Genomic DNA, 20,842 nt, shown 5'->3' with positions numbered 1-20,842 from the left:
CGATCGCTCGACTTTGCTACAGAGTTTTCGCCTAGTTAAAATTGCGAATTCAAAGTTTAGTAAACTGAGATGTTACACCATTCTCAATAAGGTTTTTATGGGCGGGTTCGGGCGGCCTGTTCCACAAGAAATTCATTTTTTGTGGAACAGGCCGGAAAGCCTGTTCATGAAAATGGTGAAAGATATCAGGTAAACGCAATGCGTGGCCGGATTGTTAAGGGTTGCTAACTGGAATTGATTTTGGGATTTTGGTTGATGGTGGCGCCGATTACAAAACTTGCCGGGGGGCGATCGGAATTTCAATAATAAACTCGCTCCCCTCTCCTGGTGCAGAAACGCAAGTCAATTTTCCGCCGTGAGAACTCACAACAATCGAATGAGAAATAGACAATCCCAAACCTGTTCCCGAACCCACGGGCTTAGTTGTAAAAAATGGGTCGAATATCTTGTGCAGCACCTCAGTGCTCATCCCCGGCCCGCTGTCGGCAATTTTAATTATGACAGAATTCCTGTCAGTCACCTCTGTAGAAATTGTAATCGTAGGCTGTTGATGAGAGTTTTCCGGGGAATCTCTTGCGACGAGGAGAGCATCGATCGCATTTGTCAAAATATTCATAAATACCTGATTCAACTGAGACGCATAACAAGTAATTAGTGGTAGCGTGCTGTAATTTTTAATCACCTCAATTCCCAAACGCCCGCCCTCTTTTCTCAGGCGCGGTTGCAGCAACATCACCGTACTGTCGATGCCTTGATGGATATCTACCGACTTCATTTGCGCTTCGTCGAGGCGAGAGAAATTCCGCAAGCTTAGTACAATATCCCGGATTCTTTCTGCTCCTACTTTCATGGAATCCAGCAGCTTTTGCAAATCCTCGCTCAAAAATTCCAGCTCAATTGTTTCTATTTCTTCTAGAATTTCATCAGCAGGCTCTGGATAGTGCTGCTGGTAAAGCTCAATCAATTTTAGCAAGTCTTTAACGTATTCGCTAGCCGGATTAAGATTGCCGTAGATGAAACTTACAGGATTATTAATTTCGTGAGCTACACCAGCCACCATTTGCCCCAAACTCGACATTTTTTCCGTTTGGATTAATTGAGCTTGAGTTAGTTTCAACTCGCGCAAAGTATGCTCTAAACGCTCATTCTTTTCATTTAACTCCTGCGTCCGCTCTTGCACTTTTTGTTCCACAGAATTGTAAAGCAAAGCATTTTCCAAAGAAATAGCAACTTGGGAAGAAAGCAACCTTAAAACTTCTAATCTGTGGGGAGTAAATGCTCCGACAGTCAAATTATTTTCTAAATAAAGAATGCCGATTAGTTTGCCTTGATTAATGATTGGAGTACACAAAATAGATTGCAGTTTGTGTTTAGCGATGTAAGGATCGGCTGTGAATAGTCCCTCAGCCGCCGCATTGCTCAACACCAAATCCGAGCGAGTCCTTTCCACATAATTAATCACCGTCACAGGTAAATCATGATATTCTCCAACAGGCGTAAATTCCAGCACAGCTACATCTTCAGCAAATACTGACGCTTTAGCTGAAATCAACAGTTGACCATCTCTAACTAAAATCAGAAAACCTAATTGAGCACCTGCATTTTCTAAGGAGATTCTCATCAAAGAAGCCAGCAACTTATCGAGGACAATTTCGCTAGAAATCGCCAGAGATGCTTTCATTACCGTTGCCAAATCCAGCACTCTCGCATCGCTGCCAGTAGAAGTATGAATAGTTGTGGTAGTTTGATTGTTGTTAAAACTTCCGTTGAGCGGCGTCATTTCCCGCAACTGCGGATACTTCTGTTCTAAATCTTCTACTTTGCGAACAGCACCCCAGCGCAAGTAGCACGAGTGAGCTTCGCGCAAGTGAATTTTGGCATATTGATACTTGCCTTTACTCAACCAAAACTTAGCTGCTAGTTCATTAGCTAGCGCTTCATTTTGGACAAACTCATTATCTTGGGCTAAATTTATAGAGAAATCGTACAGTTCTACAGCTTCTGAATCTTTCTTGGAAATTCTGGCTATTTCTGCTTGTACTAAAAGATACTTGTGCAGAAAATTTTCGGCACAGTTGTCTGCCCAAATTTTCATCTGTTTTTGGTTTTCCTCTAACTTTTCCAAGTATTCCTTTTGCTTGTCTTCTGAAACATTTGGGAAAACGGCAGCTAAAGTTAGAGAAAAGAAAAAATTCCATTCGGTAGCCGGTATCGCTCCGGTAATAAAAGATAGCTGCTTTTCTACTTCAAAAGCTAGTTGTAGCGCTTCGTTGAAGTTGCCGTACCAGTACATTACCTGGCATTTGCGAATCTGATAAAGGCAGAGCGAGTACAAATTTTGATGAGCTTGACAGTTGTGTACGTATTCAGCTTCGCTGATATCTTCGCTTTCAAATACAAACTTTTCAGGAGTTAGTTTGCTCAAGTTACGCAGGATTAACTCTACCCCTAATAATATATCGGTTACGAGCTGATTTTTGGTTTTTTGGCTGAACTGCAAATATCTGCTCGTGTCTGCCAGAATTTGCGAGATTTCTTTACCTTGAAAAAAGGAGTTAGCTATGCGGTTGGACAGGATATAACCCGCATACTCTAAATCTCCTGATTCTAAAGCTGCTTGATATCCTTCATTGCTGATTGCGTGGGAATCTTTGATGTGATTGAACCAGTAATAAAAAATACTGACCAGGGATGAACAAGCTCTGCACTTCAAGCCGATATTGCCAGATTTTTCGCTGAGATTCAGCGATAGCAAGCCGAATTGATACGCAGCTTTGTAATCTCCCGAAACTGCGTTTAAAAACATACCGTAGCCAGCATAGCAAAGAGAGGCTTCGGGTACTAAACCGTATTGTAGAGAAAGATTGACTCCTTTTAAAACGCTGACTTTCCACAAGTCGGGATTTTTGAGGTACGCGGATGTCAGCAAGTTTGTAATTAATTTGACTGCAACTTTTTTGTCGGGTACAGTCATTTCGGGGGCGTCAATTAGGGAAGCTATTTCTCTACCGGCTAAAATATTTGTAGCTGCTGCAAATTCTTCGGATATGACTTTTTGTAGCCCGTCTAGCGGCAAGTCAATGCCTAGCAAGTCCAAAGCTTGGATTCCGGCTTTAACGGCTTCTTCGTACTTCGCCCGCAGGGTGTACTGCACGATCAGCAGGTTGTAAATTTCTACCTTTTCTAAGGGCGATCGCGCTTTTTCCAAGGTTATATTAATAAATTCTTCGGAGTTCTCAAAAAAACCGTTTAAATACTCAACATTTGCCCGCTCCATGTGCAAGGCAAAGGCTAAATCGTAGTGGGCATCCCAAATATCGGCGCTCAAACCGTCCATGCCTGCGGTCAAATACTGCAAGGCAGCAACATAAGCAGTGGCATCTTTGGCTCTGCGGGCGGCGTCTAAATTCAGCGTTGCCAGTTCAATTAATTCTCGATCGTCTTTAATTAGCGATCGAGCCACATTCAAGTGATCGACTAATTCAAAGATTCTGTCCGCGCGATATTCAGCCGGGGTGTTTTCTAGGATTTGCCTGCCTATTTTCAGGTGAACTGCCTTTTTTTGCGAGTCGTCGATCAGAGCGTAAGCTGCTTGCTGTACGCGATCGTGCAAAAATTTATAATTCAGAATTAAGAGCGGAAACAGCACGTAATCTAATGACTTGCTTTCCAATTCCGAAGTTGGCAGAATCAGTCCCGACTTAATGGCGGGCAACAGGTGAGAAAAAGTTTCCGAGGCTTCTTTTTCATGAATTAAAGAAAGAGTATTCAAGTCAAACTCGTTGCCCAAACAAGCCACTAAACGCAAAACTTGCTGCGTCGAACTTGGCAGTTTCCTCAATTTTTGTACCATCAAATCTACTACATTGTCAGTGATAGCGCACTGCTCAATTTGAGTCATATCCCAATGCCAGCCGCCCTTGCTCCCCGACTGTGGCGGGTGAAAAACCAACAGGTTTTCCTGATACAATGTTTGCAAAAATTGATTGACAAAAAAAGGATTGCCGTCGGTTTTGCTTATTACCAATTCAGCTAACGGTTTGACAGATTCTCGATCGCTGTGCAAAGTCTCCGCAATCAAATGAGTTATGTTTTCCACCCCCAGCGGCGACAAAGCAATCTGATTAATGATAGCTTCCTGATTTCGCAGTGTCTCCACAGTCATCATTAAAGGATGAGTGGGACTAACTTCATTATCGCGATAAGCGCCAATTAAAAACAGATATTGCGTAGCTTCATCTGTCATCATCAATTCGATCAGCTTGAGAGTAGCCGAATCAGCCCACTGCAAATCGTCGAGAAAAATGACCAGCGGATGTTCTGGCTGGCAAAATACGCGAATGAAATTTTGAAAGACTAAATTAAAGCGGTTAAGAGATTCCGTTGGCCCCAATTCAGCTACAGGAGACTGAGCTCCGACAATTAGTTCAACTTCGGGAATGACATCAATAATAATTTGCCCGTTTTGACCGAAGGAACTGCGGAGTTTTTCGCGCCAAACTGCTAATTGAGCCTCACTTTCAGTTAACAGTTGCCGCACCAACTCCGAAAAAGCGCTGACAACGGCCGAGTAAGGAATAGTCCGCTTGTACTGGTCAAACTTTCCCCATATAAAATATCCACGTCTGCGGGTAATAGGTTTATCTAAAATCTTCACCATTGCAGATTTGCCAATGCCGGAATAACCGGCAATCAGCATCATCTCGCTGCGGGATTTATGTTGTCCTCTCGCCATGACTGACAAGGGGATTTCTTTTTTCGATTTGCTCTCTTTTTTGATGACAGAAATTTGAGAATCGTCACTGCGGTAGCCTCGATTATTTGTTGCTGCTACCCGTTCAAATGCCGCTAAAAGAGTTTCAACTTCTCGCTGTCTGCCGTAAAGTTTTTGAGGTATTTGAAATTTGTCGGAAATATCTTGGCGGCCGAGAGGAAACTCAGAAACAACCCCAGATGTTTGCCACTGAAACAGGCAGGATTCCAAATCTGCTTTTAGTCCCCAAGCACTTTGATAGCGCTCCTCAGGAGTTTTTGCTAACAATTTCATCACAATATCTGAAACAGTTTGAGGAATTTCTGGTGCAATTTCAGCGAGAGGTACTGGCTGTTTTGCAATGTGACAGTGAACTAACTCCATGGGATCTGTAGTGGAAAAAGGAAGTTGTCCTGCCAGGATTTCATAGAAGGTCACGCCGAGCGAATAAAAGTCGGTGCGGTAATCGACTACCCGGTTCATTCTGCCGGTTTGTTCGGGCGACATATAGGCTAAAGTGCCTTCTAGAAAATTGGGATTTTTATTGGGAATATTTTCCAGGTTGGATGCAGTTGAAATGCTAAAGTCTATTAGTTTAACTTGTCCTGTAGCAGGGTTAAAAACTATATTAGAGGGGTTTATATCTTTATGAATTACATTTTTTCCGTGAATTTCGCCCAAAGTTTCCGCAACTTTGATAGCCGTAGTCAGAAATCCTAAAATAGTAAATTTTTGGGAACCCATAAATATCTTTAAAGATTCCCCGCCAAAATCTTCTAAGATCATTGCCAGACTATTTCTAACCTGTTGCAACTTATACACTTTAACAACTCCGTCCAACTGGCTTAAGTTGGCAGTGATCTCATATTCGCGCTTGTATCTATTCAGTTCTTCAGGAGTCGGATAGTCTTCTTTGATAAGTTTGATAATAACAGGTTGGTTGTTCTGCTCGTTGTGGCCGCGGTAAACCAGGGAAGTGCTGCTTTCATAAATGAGAGCGAGAACTGCAACGCCGGGAATTGCCATCATAGTTGGGTTCTCTCAAATTAGGTGTGCTTGGTCAATGTTACAGGACTGACGCGCGGCGGGCTAGAAACCGGGTTTCTTCGTTGCTAGTCGTTGACAAACCCAAGATTTTTTCGTGTAACTCGGGTTTCTTTTCGTAAATCCTATGTTATTCTTCATTATCGCTCAAGAGCTATCTTTTGGGATGTGTGGGAAAGCAGGCCTTGACAGCAAAGAGCTACTGCTGACAAAAGCACGCTGGGGCTTTCGTTACCTCAGCAGTTAGGTTAACAAGAGCGCAAATACAGGAGTTGTGCAAGGATTTACTCTAATACTCGATCGCCTCGCTGACAACTAAATCATCTCAGATTCCAAGCAATCGCTTGATTTTAGTGGAGCGTCACCACATCTCGTGAAAATACGCAAGTGCTGAAAGATTTATTTTTCCGGTGATCGGGTACGAATTTGCGGTGCTTCAAAAAAACCGGCCGGTGCAAATCTTAACTATAATTCGCGACCGAGGCGCTGAGGGAAGTAAGTGTTGCTTCGGAAGCTGAAATTTCCTTCAGTTCTATCTATTTTGACCGATTGATTAACAATACTAACTGACCGTTTGACCAAAGTAAATTTGACAAAAAATGCAGAATTATTGCACCTTGTCTGGTGCGCGGCAGCGAACCCTACATTAATCAAATTTACCTAACTCTTAAGAAAATTTTAGGAAAGATTAAGAATTATTGCCATAAAACCCGGGTAAACTTGTTTGAATTGCGAGTCAAATGCCAAGCAGACAAAGCGTTTGAGCATTTCCCAAATGTGTAAATCCTCAGAAAGTTACTATTTCTAAAGGATTCATCCGGTGAGAAAATCAGAAACAACCTTAAAATTTAGCAGTAATCGCCCGATCGGGCAATTCTCAACCAGCACCAGGAAAAATACCTATGAAATTGGCTTATTGGATGTACGCAGGCCCAGCCCACATCGGCACTTTGCGCGTGGCCACTTCCTTCAAAAACGTCCATGCGATCATGCACGCACCAATTGGAGACGACTATTTTAACGTCATGCGTTCTATGCTGGAGAGGGAACGGGATTTCACCCCGGTGACTACCAGCGTCGTTGACAGACACGTACTGGCGCGCGGTTCGCAGGAACGGGTGGTGGACAACATCACCCGCAAAGACAGAGAAGAACACCCAGATTTAATCGTGCTTACCCCGACTTGCACCTCCAGCATTCTGCAAGAAGACTTGGAAAACTTCGTGGAGCGAGCTCAATTGGATGCCAAAGGCGATGTATTGCTGGCGGATGTTAACCATTACCGCGTCAACGAACTGCAAGCAGCCGATCGCACTTTGGATCAAATCGTCCAATTTTACATTAACAAAGCCCGCAAAAAAGGCGATTTAGTAGAAGCCAAAAGCGAAAAACCATCTGTCAACATTATCGGTATGTCTACCCTGGGTTTCCACAACCAGCACGACTGCACCGAGTTGAAGCGTTTGATGGCTGATTTGGGCATTGAAGTCAACGAAGTTATTCCCGAAGGTGCTTCGGTTCACAACTTAAAAAGACTGCCCCGCGCTTGGTTTAACTTGGTTCCTTATCGGGAATTGGGGATGATGGCCGGGGAGTATTTGCAAAAAGAATTCGGTACGCCGATGGTGGATATTACGCCGATGGGTGTGGTGGAAACGGCGCGCTGTATCCGTAAGATTCAGCAAGTGTTGAACGCTCAAGGTGCGGATGTTGATTACGAAAATTTTATTGACCAACAAACTCGATTTGTGTCGCAGGCTGCTTGGTTTTCGCGATCGATCGACTGCCAAAACTTAACCGGCAAAAAAGCCGTCGTATTTGGCGATAATACCCACGCTGCGGCGATGACGAAGATTTTGGCTCGCGAGATGGGAATCCACGTGGTGTGGGCTGGAACCTATTGCAAACACGACGCTGACTGGTTCCGGGAACAGGTAAGCGAGTATTGCGATGAAGTTCTCGTCACCGACGATCACGGGGCGATCGGGGATGCGATCGCCAAAGCGGAACCTTCGGCAATTTTCGGTACGCAAATGGAACGCCACGTTGGTAAGCGATTGGATATTCCCTGCGGCGTAATTGCTGCACCGATTCACGTCCAAAATTTCCCGATCGGCTACAAGCCATTTTTGGGTTATGAAGGTACAAATCAGTGCGTAGATTTGGTCTACAATTCCTTCACTTTGGGAATGGAAGACCACTTGCTGGAAATCTTCGGCGGCCACGATACCAAGGAAGTGATTACCAAGGGTATTTCGGCTGATTCTGATATGGGTTGGACGAAGGATGGACAGGCTGAGTTGAATAAAATCCCTGGTTTTGTGCGGGGTAAGGTGAAGCGCAATACTGAGAAGTTCGCGCGCGATCGGGGAATTGATAAGATTACCGTTGAGGTTCTTTACGCAGCGAAGGAATCTGTCGGCGCGTAGGTTATTGGTGGGGTGGGCCTTTGCCCACCTTACTTAGTAAAATAGAAATGCACAGTCACTTTTCAAACATCGAAAAGTTCTTTATGGCTAATTTTATTGCTTTCCAGACCGCGATCGAATATGTAGAATCTCTGGGAATTGAAGAGCAAGATTTGTTAATTGAATTAATTCAGAAACGGCGAATTGAAAATCGGCGAGTGGAAATTGCTAGCAATGCAAGAGAGGTTTTGACTGCTTTAAAAGCCGGCACAGCAAAGCGAGGCAACTTTGCACAGTTAAAAGCTGATTTACTGGATGAAGAATGAAAAATCTAGTTTGGAACAACAGTTTTAAACGGGCTTTTAAACGGGTTATTAAGAGAAATCCGCAATTAGGTGAGAAAATCTTTTCGGTTTTGGAGGTGTTAGTGAACGATCCATTTTGTCCTCCATAGAAGGCACATAAACTGCGGGGGCAATTAGAAGGGCTTTGGGCTTGTTGGGTTGAGTCCGATTGTCGAATAATCTATACTTTTGAGCAAGATAATTAAACCCAAGAGGAATTGATCGTCTTGATTGATATTGGGACGCATGATGAAGTATATTAACTGACGATCGCGCTTTTAAAGCAAAGTGCGATCGGCCACGAGGAAAATTTCTACAATATCAGATGAGCCAATATTGCTCTCATGCAACAAATTATGTCAACCTCTACGAAAAGGCAGCATCCCGATATTGTGGCGCCCGGAAAGCCTAAAAATAATTTACCGAAGCATCCCCAATTCCGATTTAATCATCCCGCTCTCCTGCACAATCGCGGAGGCTGCTTCCCCCAAAATTTTGTGTGCGGCCGTCGTCGGATGAATGCCGTCCCAAAACAAAAATCGATCGGGACTACCACAAACACCTCCACCCGATAAACACGCACTCGTCACATTAGTCAAGCCATATTTAGCCGGAGAAGCAATGGCTTCCCGATAAAGCGCATTAGCATCCAGAGTCGCAATTTTTAAGTCAGGATGCTGTTGATTTAATACCTTAACCGCTCGCCTCAAACCCTGATTGTGTGCTTGTGTTAATGCAGTGAGCCTTGCAGAATTAACGCCTGTTCGCGTCGCCGGTAACTGCCCCAAATCTGGTAAATTTGCCAGCAGGATATTTTTGGCACCCACATCAGCAAGAGACGCGATCGCCCTCGCCACATTTTCAACGGGAAGATTCGCATTATTTGCCCCCTGCAAATAATCATTTGCACCCGCCCATAGTACATACAGCGCATGAGGATTTGCCTGTTTTTGGGAGTTAGTCCATGACTGAACTTGAGTTACCAAACCAGGGACAAGGCTATTGCGATCGCTCCCCGTTGTTGCACCTCCATAGGCCAAATTAGTAACTCGGTCAGGCGGCAACTTTAGGCGATCGGCAAGATATTCTACCCAAACCTTACCATTCGAGTAACGCCCTTGAAAGTAAGTCGAACGAGGCGGATATTGACCTCCGCTTGCTCGAAACACCGTTCCCATATCCGAAAGACTGTCCCCAAATACATATAGTTCATTGACAGCCTCAGAACTTTGAGCTGATAGGATGAGTGCAACCATAAAAGATAAAAGCGCAATAATTACTGCAAAAAATGTTCTTTTTAACACTTGGTATTAGTTAGATTCGTAAAATATTTGATAATTTGTTATCGATAATTACCGATTTCGTGATTTTGACATTTAGTGTGAGTTATATTCTTGAAATAGCTTGAATATTAGCCCCAATTACTAATCTATCAATTTTGGGAAAAATGTGAGGAGTAAAACTGAACTTTAATTGTGGGTTGCCTCACTCCACGGCTCAACCTACATAGATTGGTGATGTCCTTGACACTTTTCTCATGGTATCTAGCTCATAGCGCTCTAGAGGGGATAAAACCGTACATCTTTTGGGAGATTACCCAATAAAGTTAGACAAGAGGCGAACCAGCAGCATCCCGGTTTTAAGCTAGCACAAGCTTTAAAACGCTCCTTTGGTTCAGGGGTGATAGCCACTCGTCCTACCAATGCAGTTTACGCTTCTGTTGAGGCTTAACTATTCTCCTCTATTGATAGTTGTTTTACCTAACCGGGCTCCTCCCTACAAAAGCCTCCCAAACAACTACCCTTGAGATAACTATCAATCACGAAAAAAAAGAATTGATTGAAAACTGATTTACTGGGCGATCGAGAAATTGACCGCACTTTTGTTCCTTGAAAGCCGACACAAAACAAAAACCCTCCCCAACAAGGAGAAGGGAGGGTGAAAAGACAGTGAAAATTTTAAGTTTTTGCAGAATTAACAATAAGGAGTTACATCTTCGCCGCATTCGTCAGCCAAATAACACAAAGCTCGAAAGCGCAGCCCAACCACTTGCTCGTAAAGCGGATTTAACTTGCACAGCGGCGGAATGGATAATAAGGTGCGATCGCCAATTTTGACTTCTCGCTCAAACGGACACTGGCTGGGAATAAACTTACACAGCAACCGAGCCAACTTTTGACTTTTAATTGCAGTGTTATCAAGCCATTGTTTTAGCGGATCCAATGGGTCAAAGTGTGGCTTTTGACCGTAAGGTTGAGAATTTGTAGCGACATTAACGGCGGTTTCTTGTTTGCCAAATCCTACCCAATTTGGCAGAGTTCGGTAGGAGACTGGATGCTCGAATACGTTCATTTTGCTCTGTTCCTCTTTTAGAACGAGGTGCCAAGAACTCTCTGTAGAGCTTGTGCGATATTATCTACAATCAGTATCTACAGCATCTCGTTTTGCTTTACCGGATTGAACTTCTTAAATTAATGACTTAGGGCGAGAAAAGTAGTTCCTGATTTTTTTTAAGACCTCGTGTGCGATCTAAAAAGTGTCCTCATTTCAAGCCCAACAATTGATTGATAGGGTAAAAATTCTGTTTTCTACGTTTTAGCTTCAACCTTCGGTTGACTCTCCTTTTGTAGTTCAATTACAATTGTGACGCATCGACGTGAATTATCCTATACGTGAAAATGCGGAACTTTTAATAAAACTTATAATATTTCTAAATAAGCTCTGCTGCAAACAACCCTGAAACCCCGCCACAACTATCTTTGCTCGCGATCGCTCAGAAACTTCTACAATGAGAAATAATCGGTATCACCGCCCTCACAACCCATGAGTAACCCAGAAACCAAAGCTATCACCCGCGAATTGCAAAGCCACGCCGCTATTCTCGGCGGCTTCGTCTCCCTCCTCTGGATTATCGAAATTGTCGATGCCTTCCTGTTCGGAGGCAGGCTGGATGTCTACGGAGTCCGCCCCCGCAGCATCGACGGACTTCAAGGCATCCTGTTGATGCCTTTTCTGCATGGCAGTTTTGCTCACTTAGCCGCCAATACCCTCCCTTTAGTGACATTGGGTTGGTTGATAATGCTGCGAGAAATTAGCGACTTTTTTATCGTGAGTGCCGTCACTGTGCTAGTCAGCGGATTCGGAGTTTGGCTGACTGGCGCGCCCTATTCCGTTCACATTGGTGCCAGCGGATTAATCTTTGGTTACTTCGGCTTCTTGCTGCTGCGGGGCTATTTTGAACGCAGCTTTACATCTATTTTTGTATCTTTAATTGTCGGTTTCTTCTACGGCAGTTTAATTTGGGGAGTTTTGCCCTCGCAGCCGGAAGTTTCCTGGCAAGGGCATTTCTTTGGCTTCGTCGGCGGCGTATTAACAGCTCAACTTTTGGGCCGGCAGAAACGGCGAATTAACTAGAATAAGACTGAGGCTGTATCCTATCATCACCTTGGTTTATTGCTCATAAATTATCTAAAAGCGTAGGTTTTTTGTCAATAAACCTGGTTTCTTGTGTAACAATTGCGTCGCGGATAGCAAGACTAACTGCTGACCAATAATTCAACGCGGGCCGGCAAGCACACAGTAAAAACCGAACCGCAACCTAACTCACTTTCAACGTGCATATCGCCACCCATCATCACGCAAAAGTGACGGCTAATAGTCAATCCCAAACCGGTGCCGCCATACTTGCGCGTAGTTGAGGCGTCGCCCTGCATAAATGCTTGAAATAAATGTTGCAATTGTTCGGGGGGAATCCCAATGCCCGTATCAGCTACGCGAAAAATTATTGAGTCGGAAGGTTCTGCTATTTCTTGAGCGGTTAAGCGGTCATGTTTAACTCTTTCAATACAGAGGGTAATAGTGCCACCTTCCGTAAATTTGGCTGCATTGCTCAGCAGGTTGAGCAATATTTGACGAGTTTTGGTAATGTCAGCATACATCATTCCCAAGTCGCTACCACAATCAACTTCAAACTTATTAAAGTTTTTATCTACCAAGGGTTTGACTGTAGAAACTACCTCGTCAATTAAATTAACCGGATTGAAAGTTTCTAAGTAAAGTTCCATCCGACCCGCTTCAATCTTAGAAATATCTAGAATGTCGCTAATTAAAGATAGCAAGTGTTTGCCCGCTGTTTGAATTTTTTGCAAGTCGGGGATAAAATCTTCGCAGCCTAAATCCTCGGCGTCTTCTTTGAGCATATCGCTGTAACCAATAATCGCGTTGAGGGGTGTTCGCAATTCGTGGCTCATATTAGCTAAAAAGGCGCTTTTGGCTTGGTTTGCAGCTTGAGCGGTTTGAGCGACTTTTTGGAATTCTTCTGCTAATTTGCGCTGGGTAATATCTTCGGCAATACCGACGATGCGGTAAATTTCTCCGGTTTGGCTGCGGACTGGAAAAGCCCGATCGCGCACCCAGCAAACTGAACCGTCCGTTGGCGTAGCCCCCGTAGGGGATCGCACTACCCGATACTCCTCATCATAATCGCCCCGCACCTGTTTCTCAAAAGCAGTCTTGACGCGATCGAGATCCTCCGGGTGAATAGCATCCCAAAAAGCCTCCGGTTCTGACTGCAAACTCTGACAGCTCAAATTCCATATTTTTTCGCAAGCAGGACTCACATAAACTAGCTGCTTTTGATTGGGTTCTCTAATCCAAAATACCTCATGAATATTTTCTGCCAACTGCCGAAACCGCTCCTCGCTAGCCCGCAACTTCTCCACAGCACTGTGAAATTCAGTCACATCCTGAATCAGCGATGCCACGCCGATGATGTTGCCGTCAGCATCAACCAAAGTCGTATTGTACCACTCGCACAGAATAATTTTGCCGTCCTTTCTGATGTTCTCGTTAAGGCTGGTAACTCCTCCTTGATTAGTGAGCAAAGTTATAGATAATTGCCTGACATACTCCTTAGCACTTTCAGGAACTATGAGATCGACTCCGTGGCGTCCCATAGCTTCCAAGCGGTTGTATCCAAAAATTCTTTCCGCTGACAAATTCCATTCCGCTACTTCAAAGTTTAGATCCCATTCAATCGCTCCCAAAGGAGTTTGGTGAAGATGGAGAGCCAGTTTTTGCTGCGAGTTTTTTAGAGAAATAATTAGTTGATTTTTGTCGGCGATCGCAGATTCCACCCGATCTTCGAGAGTAGTAAACGACTCTTCCAATTGATCGGCCATCATATTAAAAGAGCGAGCCAGGACACCCACCTCATCCTCCCGCTCTACAGACGCCATCAAGCGGGAATCTACCGCCATCCCGTCCCATTCTCCCCGGGACAAAGCCTCCGCAGCCTTGCTCAGACGCCGAATCGGTACAACAATCCACCTAGAAGTCAGAGCGCCAATCGCCGTTGCCAGCACCAAAGCACCCAGACACATCACCACAGTATACCGAGTGTTGGCATTAATCCTTTCCATAAAATCGGCTTCAGGAACCGTCACCACAATCAACCAGTCGAGGCCCCTGCTGTCTAAAAGCGGCGTCACTTGTAGAAATTGCCGTTGACCGTCGATCGTAAAATCTAACTGGCGAGATCTGTCAATTTTGTGCAAATCCCCGAAGCGTTCTGTCAAATAGCGGGCGGTCGATCGAATGAGAACATTCTTGCTGCTCGTTGCCACAATCCGTTTCGCAACACCATTGCTAACAATAAATGGCGGTTCCAGAGTAGAATTTGCTACCAATTGCCCAGACCTTTCTACAATAAAAGTCTGTCCTGATTTGCCAATTTTTAGACTTTCCAAGAATTGATTTATCTTGGAAAGTCCCAAGTCAGAACCCAAGATTCCTATCAGTTTCCCATCATCGCCATAAACTGGTTGAGCAGCCGTAATCGCTAGTTTTGGAGCATCAAAATAAGTATAAATTTTACTCCAAGTCGGTTTGCCTGCCCGCACCGGAGCTATGTACCAAGGTCTGATGCGGGGGTCGTAGTTGAGAGTAGTTTTTAATAGCTTGGTTGGTTTCCCGAACTCCGACGGCGCGTAGCTATGCAAATTATAGCCAGTAGATTGATTAGAAATCTGAACTTGCAACTTGCCGTCGTCGAGGCGTTCAACTCCAATAAAATCTTTTTTTTCGGATGCGAATTGAATGTAGCTAATTTTATCAAAAATTTTGATTTGTTTGTAGAAGTAGCGTTGCAAACTATCACTATCCTGCTCGTTCAGAATGCCGAGACTGATGGCATCGAGATTGAGCTGATTGATTTGGTGTGGCGTTTCAATATAACTATTAATATGTTGGTGGATACGCGATGTGACTTCTGTCCGCAGTTGTGCGGCAACATCGTTGACGGCTATGCGCCCGTTCCGCAGCGACAGCCACCCCGTCAACCCTACCGCAGCGAAAGTCTGGAGGGCAAAAGGCACAACAAGGAGGATGCGAATTGGCACTTTGCCCGACATTTTTAAAATCGGGTCGGTCCGATATTTGATTGGCATGGTAAAGCAGAACTATTATGAACCCACAACATTCCGGTCAAGTACAACTTGATGAGCGCAGGTTTTGAAGTTGAGATGGTTTTAGTAGGCAAAGTGCTGTTAATAACTCGGAATCTGCCGCGGGCAACTGAATTTTTAACGACTGCCACCGCCATCTTAGCGCGATCGGGAGCTTTGGGAACATTGGCGCTCAAGATGAATGCAGTATCAATCCTGAATGCACTCTACACACTCATACTATTATAGATTTTGAGATTAAAGTATTGAATAATTGGGAAAAACGGATTTTGTAAGGGTTTAGAAGTTGCCTGCTGTTGCATTCTTTTTTTAAACTGGTTTCTGACAATACTCCGGACAGTTTTTGGAACGATACTACAAGCTTTACAGGGCAAGGATCATAAAAAAGTCGAATTAAATGTAAGTCAGGGGGGGAGCTGACATTGATTTAATTATTCACAGTGGCTCAAAGTCTTAGAGGATAAGCCATTGGGTCATATAAAAACTGTCCGGAGTATTGTTCTGAAACCGGGTTTTTTTAGCCTTTTGGCGGGCTGTAACTAACTATTGTCGTGAAAAAACCAATTGGTGAATAGCCACCCGTGCATCCACCACTAACTATTTTTCCACTCCTGACGCGTCCTAATCAAACAAATCGAGTTTTTGGTTGACTCATTCCTGAAATGACGTATTCTGGGGTTTCAACCGGTTTGCGGGGTCAGTTCTATTTTTCCGATAGCGCGATCGAAAATTATAAGTTTTCACAGCAACTGCAATTGATATCTCCACAAGCAGCTACTTTTGATAGAGTGCAACTTAATTCCGACTCGGTACAATAAGCGCATAGTAGGATGCAACTAGCGGAGGCATGGATGATGAACGCAGTTATTGCTACTCTTGGCACTGCTCTCGGACTGAGCTCAATTTTTATCGGTTTGACCCCGGCGGTTCTCGCCCAACAAAGACTGCAACCAGCGCCCCAATATTCGGAAACGACTTTATCTGGGGATTCGTTGAGGGCTGTGGAGGACAGAACCTTAGACTCGGACTACCAAAACTTGATTGGTCAACCAGAAACGGCGGCTAATTCTGCTAGAAGGGAAAGCAGCTTGGGCGACACATTTCGCCTCAAAATCGATGGCCCCTTGGAATTTATTACTACTCCTTCGGACGCCCAGCGTCAAGGAAATCCTTTACCTCCAAAACAAACCGACAGCGGTACAGAAGCGGGAGTTCAGCTTCAGCTAGGACTTTAGCAATTTTAAATGAATTCATTGGAAGCAAGCGATCGCGGAACCCACTTTTTGACTCTCGGAGTTATTGTGACTGCGATCGCTTTTTTATCTGAGTTTTATCACAAGTTTTGTGCGGTTTCCATCACACAAGGTTCTCTATTGTGAACCTAAAATTAGACCAATTAAACTTCCGATACAGACCGATTAGATACATATCTTTACAATAGCGCATAAAACTGGCGGTGAAGGTGATGAGAAAGGCTCAACTGATCGATTATTTGCGGGGGGAGTTGGCGATATCGAATTCGGCGATCGCCGTTGCTCTCCGACACGGTGAACAAGATGCCAGCGAACTGCCGATGGTGCTGTGGCAGTACGGGTTAGTGACACTTGAACAGTTAAACCTGATTTTTGATTGGTTGGAAGCTCAGCCGATTTAGCACTTTAAAATCCTGAGTTAAAAAATATGGATATCGGGTTGCTATTTTTTGACAAATAAAGCTTGCACAAACGGTCGTCGAAAAGTATAGGGTTGAGTGTTTAGGTTGAGGTGGGTCTTATTTTGTGCCAATTAGAAAAATACAAATATACAGTAGGGACACAGCACTGCTGTGTCCTCATTTTTGTTGTCGCCTAAAATAAACTGCTTTCATATCAAATCTGGCAGCATCGGAATTAATATTACCCACAGCTTTTGAGACGGCTTGGCCTAAATCCCTACAATTAATCCGGGTAGGGACTCAGGTCAAGCCGTGTCCTCTATATCATCTCGCTCGTGCAACCGGAAACGCTATCAATCTGTCGAAGATGCGAGCGCCGACGGCATCCAACAGACGGCATAAAACAAACCCCAGCAACTTTTAGGTTGCCGGGGCTTGTCTTGTTTAATTTGGTGGCGGGAAGTGGATTTGAACCACTGACCTTCGGGTTATGAGCCCGACGAGCTACCAGGCTGCTCTATCCCGCGTCGCTTTGTCTCTTTCTAGTAGTTTCCAAAAACAAAACCCTGAAACCTTAAAGATTACAGGGTTCGCTTGAATTTGGTGGCGGGAAGTGGATTTGAACCACTGACCTTCGGGTTATGAGCCCGACGAGCTACCAGGCTGCTCTATCCCGCGTCGCTTTGTTTCTCTTCCTAATATAAACATATCTTTCTGAAAATAGCAACCCCACAATCAAAAAAACTTTTTAGATTGTGGGAGGGGTTGCTGAAATCGGCTCAGAGTCTGGATCGTACTAAAGCATCGAAACTTCCCCGATTACCTCCAAGCGCTTGAAGTCACTGAGAGTGAGGTAAGTTTCCGAAAGAGTTTCGGCGATCGTCGGAGTAATCCACCCCAACTGCTTGAGCAAGTGAATCGCCACAGCAAATTGAGCGCGCTTTCCCCCATCCGTCACCTTAATTGCCAAGCCCATGCCTTCGCCAACGCGGCCAATGCACTGCACCCCTTCGGCGCCGGACTTGCTCACCAATTCCCCTTGAGTCAAACGCATCAGTTCCGTGTCAAATTTCCCCTCACCGGCAACCATCATTGGGTGGTGAGTCATAGCGCGGACAATCCGCTCCATATCCACATTGTTGCCGGAGGCTAACTGAGCGTACAAAGACGCCATTTGCCCCAACTGCAACAGATAGGTAGGAGCGCCGCAATCGTCACGAGCGCTGATAAACTCTTCGGCAGGCATTGCCAGCAAGTCAGCCACTTTGCCCAAAATAAGCTGCTGGACAGGATGTTTGCGGCGTAAATAAGTGTCCAGAGGCCAGTGCAGTTGCTGGCAGACAGCCAGCATACCGGCGTGTTTGCCGGAACAGTTGTATTGCAGGGCGCTCTTTTTGCCTTCGGGAATGGGGCATTGAAGTTTAGAGGGGTCAATGTCGCAGCGCCACAGGACGTTAAATACCTGGCGCGATTGCTCGATCGTACCTTGATGGGAACTGCAAATAATCGCTAAATCTCGATCGGTCAATTCGTAGCGTTCTAAAGTGCCAGTCGCCGTCACCGCCAAAGCTTGAAAAGGCTTGAGTGAAGAACGGACAAATGAAGCCGTTTCCGAGTTACCAGCAACAGACAGAACGCGCCCGCGGTTGTCGCAGACAGCGGCCTGGGCGCGGTGCCTTGATTCCACAATACCTTCGCGCAGCAATGTGACTTCCAGTTCGGGAGCTTGGGTTCGTTTTCCCCTTGTCATATCAATTTTAGATTTTAGATTTTAGATTTTAGATTGGGGTTCAGGAAGTTATGAGTTGCGAGCTGCCAGTTAAGAGTTATAAAGTTAATCTTTCTGCCATAGTTTCTCACTCATGCACTCCGTGTGCCCTGTTGGCTGTGCGCGGCAATCTCAAAACTCAAAACTCCCTTCCCTTCCCGATTACAAACAACTCCAAGTTAGTCCCCCGGCAACCAGCAATACTGTCAAACCATAAAATGTCTGCCGCAGACGCCTGAGAATTGGTTCTAGTTGGTAGTTGACAATCAACTGGTCTTGAAGCAAAACTTCGGGAGTTTTAGGCCAAGATTGACAATCGTACCAACCAGACTCTTCGTAGACGACCGTGGGATTTGAAAGGCGCGATCGCACGTAGAACCAACCCAAGTAGAGTCGCAGCAAAGCTAATCCTAGAATAAAACCGCCACCTGCGGCACTGCTGAGGACAAACTGAGCTGGATACTTGACAGGAGCAAAGCTAGAAGCAGCTATCGGCCCAGATACCAAGCAACTCCAAGCCCACACCCAAGCTAGTTTGGCCAGGTATCCGGGCCAATTGAGTGTTACCCAGCTAAAAAACCAGGAGTCTTTAAGTTCTTGGTATTCATTGACCGGTCGCTGTTCTTGCGGAACGGGACAAATAGAAGCAGAAACGTCTTTCACATTAGCCATCCTCACGGCGCGGGGGAAAAGTCAATGCGTTCGGCGTGTCCCCAGAACGCTTCTAAATTGTAGAACTCCCGCTCTTGAGGTTTCAAAATGTGAATGATCGCGTCGCCGTAGTCCATGACGACCCAACTAGCGTCTGAGAGCCCTTGTGTACGCAGTGGCAAGCGTTGCCATTCTTCTTCCACTTGGTCTGCTATTGCTTGAGATATGGCTCGTACCTGCACATTAGAAAATCCGGTGACGATCGCAAAGTAGTCTGCCAAATAGCATACTTCTGACACCCGAAGCAATACAATATCTACTGCTTTGCGGTCATCGGCTGCTTGGGCAACGGTCATGATCAGGCCACGGGCTTCGTCTTGGGATGTGCCGTCCGTTGCTGTAGATTGGGCCCTGGAGTATTGGAGTTGGGTTAGATCTGACATTAAGTGTTTAATTTCCTAATTGATAGGGTAAGGGGGAATGGGTACGCTTCCGCGATCGGTTTGCAGTTTGAGACGGGAAATAGGAGTTAGGTTGAAGCCAAAAGTAAGGACAGGATTTCTGGTAAATTTTACTTTTAACTTGTGATTTGTTCGATCGACTTCTCCGTCGAATTTCCTGTTTCCTGCGATCGAGCCATTTGCAGCGCCCAATTCCGCGTAAGTACGGTGCGGGGGTGGATATAGCAGCGAGTTTCTAGCAAATATTTAAGAGAATAATCGCTAGTTTGCCACACGGCTGCATAAAGATTTTGCAAGCTTGCCTCGCGCAGTGCTTCTAGTTCGGTTGTGTTGCCCCGGCTCGGCTCTATGGTATCTGCTATGAATACGGTACAACTGAGCTGGCTCATGTTTGGTCTGCCGAGGGTGTGATTGGCGATGGCGTCCAAAATTTCTCGATCGACCACCCCGAATTCGTCTCTGGCGACGATCGCGCTGGCGTCTGCGTGCAGCAAATGCGGGTGTGCTTCCAACACTGAGTCTAACTCTAAACCTTCCTTCTGGGCCATTTGCAGCAGCAGTTGAGGTTTGAAGTATTTTGCCAAATCATGCAACAAACCGGCCGATCGGGCTTTTGCTTCGTCGAGGCCGTAATGGCGAGCCAAGTCACCTGCTACCTGTTCGACTCCGAGGATGTGTTTGATGCGGGCAGCAGGAACGCGCTCAGAGAGCCAAGCTAGGACGATTTCGCGCGCGGGTGCAAGTATCAAATATTAACTCCGAAATTGTGTGATCTACTATTTTTATTTTAGCGTTTTGTTTCGATCGGCTGCGGTGTCGGCCACACAGGGATGTGGTGATATCTCGGATGGGAACGGCCGAAGGGGGCGATCGGCTGTTTGGGAGATACGTTATATTTTCTGGTAACTGCTGGAATATTCAAAACATTCCCTAGCTGAACAATTAGTCTAATGGACTTGCTATTTTTGGTAATTCTCTCATTTTTTCTATTTTTAATCAGTGCTATCAAAGGTTATTTTGTCGTTGAGCCGCTGCTAGCTTCTCTGGGAATTTTTAGGATTATTTTCTTAATTCCAACCTAAAAACTTTTTCTAAAAACTTTAATCAAAATGGCTATAACGGAAAGTCACAAGGGCAGCATCCCGGTTTTGCGCTTTTGAGCATCAAACGGATATTGAGCCGTTAAGGTAGGCGCACCGAAGCTTAAGCATTTGATTGACATTTTTCATCAACCACTGCGCTCCTGAAATTTTCAACCTTCTATCAATTTGTTTTACTGCCGACTCTACAGCTCC

At 45.1% G+C, this 20,842-nt stretch carries 16 protein-coding genes, 2 tRNA genes and 1 pseudogene; 7 read left to right on the top strand and 12 right to left on the bottom strand.

The window, feature by feature from the left end; translation table 11 throughout:
* Window positions 1-268: 268 nt before the first annotated feature.
* Window positions 269-5,782, bottom strand: coding sequence for an AAA family ATPase (locus QUB33_RS12965; RefSeq protein ID WP_333350977.1), 5,514 nt, complete (start codon window positions 5,780-5,782; stop codon window positions 269-271).
* A 917-nt stretch (window positions 5,783-6,699) separates the two neighbouring features.
* Here QUB33_RS12965 and bchB point away from each other — a divergent pair.
* Together bchB and QUB33_RS12955 are read left to right on the top strand one after the other, a co-directional pair.
* Window positions 6,700-8,226 carry a ferredoxin:protochlorophyllide reductase (ATP-dependent) subunit B gene (bchB, locus tag QUB33_RS12960; RefSeq protein ID WP_190659189.1) on the top strand — a complete coding sequence of 509 codons (1,527 nt, stop codon included), beginning with the start codon at window positions 6,700-6,702 and terminating at the stop codon, window positions 8,224-8,226.
* An 83-nt stretch (window positions 8,227-8,309) separates the two neighbouring features.
* A complete protein-coding gene (locus tag QUB33_RS12955; protein WP_333350975.1) occupies window positions 8,310-8,531 on the top strand; it encodes a hypothetical protein in 222 nt (73 codons plus the stop codon).
* A 437-nt stretch (window positions 8,532-8,968) separates the two neighbouring features.
* Here the strand turns inward: QUB33_RS12955 and QUB33_RS12950 are convergent, their stop codons facing one another.
* Together QUB33_RS12950 and QUB33_RS12945 are read right to left on the bottom strand one after the other, a co-directional pair.
* Window positions 8,969-9,805 (bottom strand): SGNH/GDSL hydrolase family protein, encoded by an 837-nt coding sequence (locus QUB33_RS12950; protein ID WP_333350973.1) that lies wholly within the window; start codon window positions 9,803-9,805, stop codon window positions 8,969-8,971.
* 718 nt (window positions 9,806-10,523) lie between these two features.
* On the bottom strand, window positions 10,524-10,901 hold the full coding sequence (locus QUB33_RS12945) for a Mo-dependent nitrogenase C-terminal domain-containing protein (RefSeq protein ID WP_333350971.1): 378 nt from the start codon (window positions 10,899-10,901) through the stop codon (window positions 10,524-10,526).
* 471 nt (window positions 10,902-11,372) lie between these two features.
* Between QUB33_RS12945 and QUB33_RS12940 the strand changes: the two genes are divergently transcribed.
* Window positions 11,373-11,963 (top strand): rhomboid family intramembrane serine protease, encoded by a 591-nt coding sequence (locus tag QUB33_RS12940; protein ID WP_333350969.1) that lies wholly within the window; start codon window positions 11,373-11,375, stop codon window positions 11,961-11,963.
* Window positions 11,964-12,085: 122 nt separating this feature from the next.
* Here QUB33_RS12940 and QUB33_RS12935 read toward each other — a convergent pair whose 3' ends face one another.
* Window positions 12,086-14,995 carry a PAS domain S-box protein gene (locus QUB33_RS12935; protein WP_333350966.1) on the bottom strand — a complete coding sequence of 970 codons (2,910 nt, stop codon included), beginning with the start codon at window positions 14,993-14,995 and terminating at the stop codon, window positions 12,086-12,088.
* Between the two features lie 51 nt (window positions 14,996-15,046).
* On the opposite strand from QUB33_RS12935, the gene QUB33_RS12930 reads away from it, so the two are divergent.
* From QUB33_RS12930 to QUB33_RS12915, 4 genes are all read left to right on the top strand, one after another.
* The gene (locus QUB33_RS12930; RefSeq protein WP_333350963.1) at window positions 15,047-15,241 is read left to right on the top strand and encodes a hypothetical protein; all 195 of its coding nucleotides are present in this window, start codon (window positions 15,047-15,049) and stop codon (window positions 15,239-15,241) included.
* 623 nt (window positions 15,242-15,864) lie between these two features.
* On the top strand, window positions 15,865-16,248 hold the full coding sequence (locus tag QUB33_RS12925) for a hypothetical protein (RefSeq protein ID WP_333350961.1): 384 nt from the start codon (window positions 15,865-15,867) through the stop codon (window positions 16,246-16,248).
* A gap of 9 nt (window positions 16,249-16,257) precedes the next feature.
* Window positions 16,258-16,392 (top strand): hypothetical protein, encoded by a 135-nt coding sequence (locus QUB33_RS12920; RefSeq protein ID WP_333350959.1) that lies wholly within the window; start codon window positions 16,258-16,260, stop codon window positions 16,390-16,392.
* Between the two features lie 86 nt (window positions 16,393-16,478).
* Window positions 16,479-16,667, top strand: a complete 189-nt coding sequence (locus QUB33_RS12915) for a DUF2949 domain-containing protein (protein WP_333329391.1) — start codon at window positions 16,479-16,481, stop codon at window positions 16,665-16,667.
* 450 nt (window positions 16,668-17,117) lie between these two features.
* Here the strand turns inward: QUB33_RS12915 and QUB33_RS12910 are convergent.
* The 8 genes and pseudogenes from QUB33_RS12910 to QUB33_RS12875 form a co-directional block, all read right to left on the bottom strand.
* Window positions 17,118-17,194, bottom strand: a tRNA-Met gene (locus tag QUB33_RS12910).
* Window positions 17,195-17,268: 74 nt separating this feature from the next.
* Window positions 17,269-17,345 (bottom strand) — tRNA-Met (locus QUB33_RS12905).
* Between the two features lie 118 nt (window positions 17,346-17,463).
* Entirely contained in the window at window positions 17,464-18,417 is a 954-nt protein-coding gene (locus QUB33_RS12900; RefSeq protein WP_006634727.1) for an asparaginase, read from the bottom strand.
* A gap of 180 nt (window positions 18,418-18,597) precedes the next feature.
* Complete coding sequence (locus QUB33_RS12895) at window positions 18,598-19,107, bottom strand: CGLD27 family protein (RefSeq protein ID WP_006634726.1); 510 nt, start codon at window positions 19,105-19,107, stop codon at window positions 18,598-18,600.
* A gap of 2 nt (window positions 19,108-19,109) precedes the next feature.
* Window positions 19,110-19,529 carry a ribosome silencing factor gene (gene rsfS, locus QUB33_RS12890; RefSeq protein WP_333350956.1) on the bottom strand — a complete coding sequence of 140 codons (420 nt, stop codon included), beginning with the start codon at window positions 19,527-19,529 and terminating at the stop codon, window positions 19,110-19,112.
* 134 nt (window positions 19,530-19,663) lie between these two features.
* Window positions 19,664-20,296, bottom strand: a complete 633-nt coding sequence (yqeK, locus tag QUB33_RS12885) for a bis(5'-nucleosyl)-tetraphosphatase (symmetrical) YqeK (protein ID WP_333350954.1) — start codon at window positions 20,294-20,296, stop codon at window positions 19,664-19,666.
* 38 nt (window positions 20,297-20,334) lie between these two features.
* On the bottom strand, window positions 20,335-20,469 hold the full coding sequence (locus QUB33_RS12880; RefSeq protein WP_333350952.1) for a hypothetical protein: 135 nt from the start codon (window positions 20,467-20,469) through the stop codon (window positions 20,335-20,337).
* Window positions 20,470-20,710: 241 nt separating this feature from the next.
* Window positions 20,711-20,842 (bottom strand): annotated as a pseudogene (locus QUB33_RS12875) (ISKra4 family transposase); the annotation flags it as partial.

The organism is Microcoleus sp. B3-A4, assembly GCF_036705385.1.
Classification (GTDB): Bacteria; Cyanobacteriota; Cyanobacteriia; order Cyanobacteriales; family Microcoleaceae; genus Microcoleus.
Note: the sequence above shows the minus strand (reverse complement) of the source record. Positions and strands in the feature narration are given on the sequence as shown.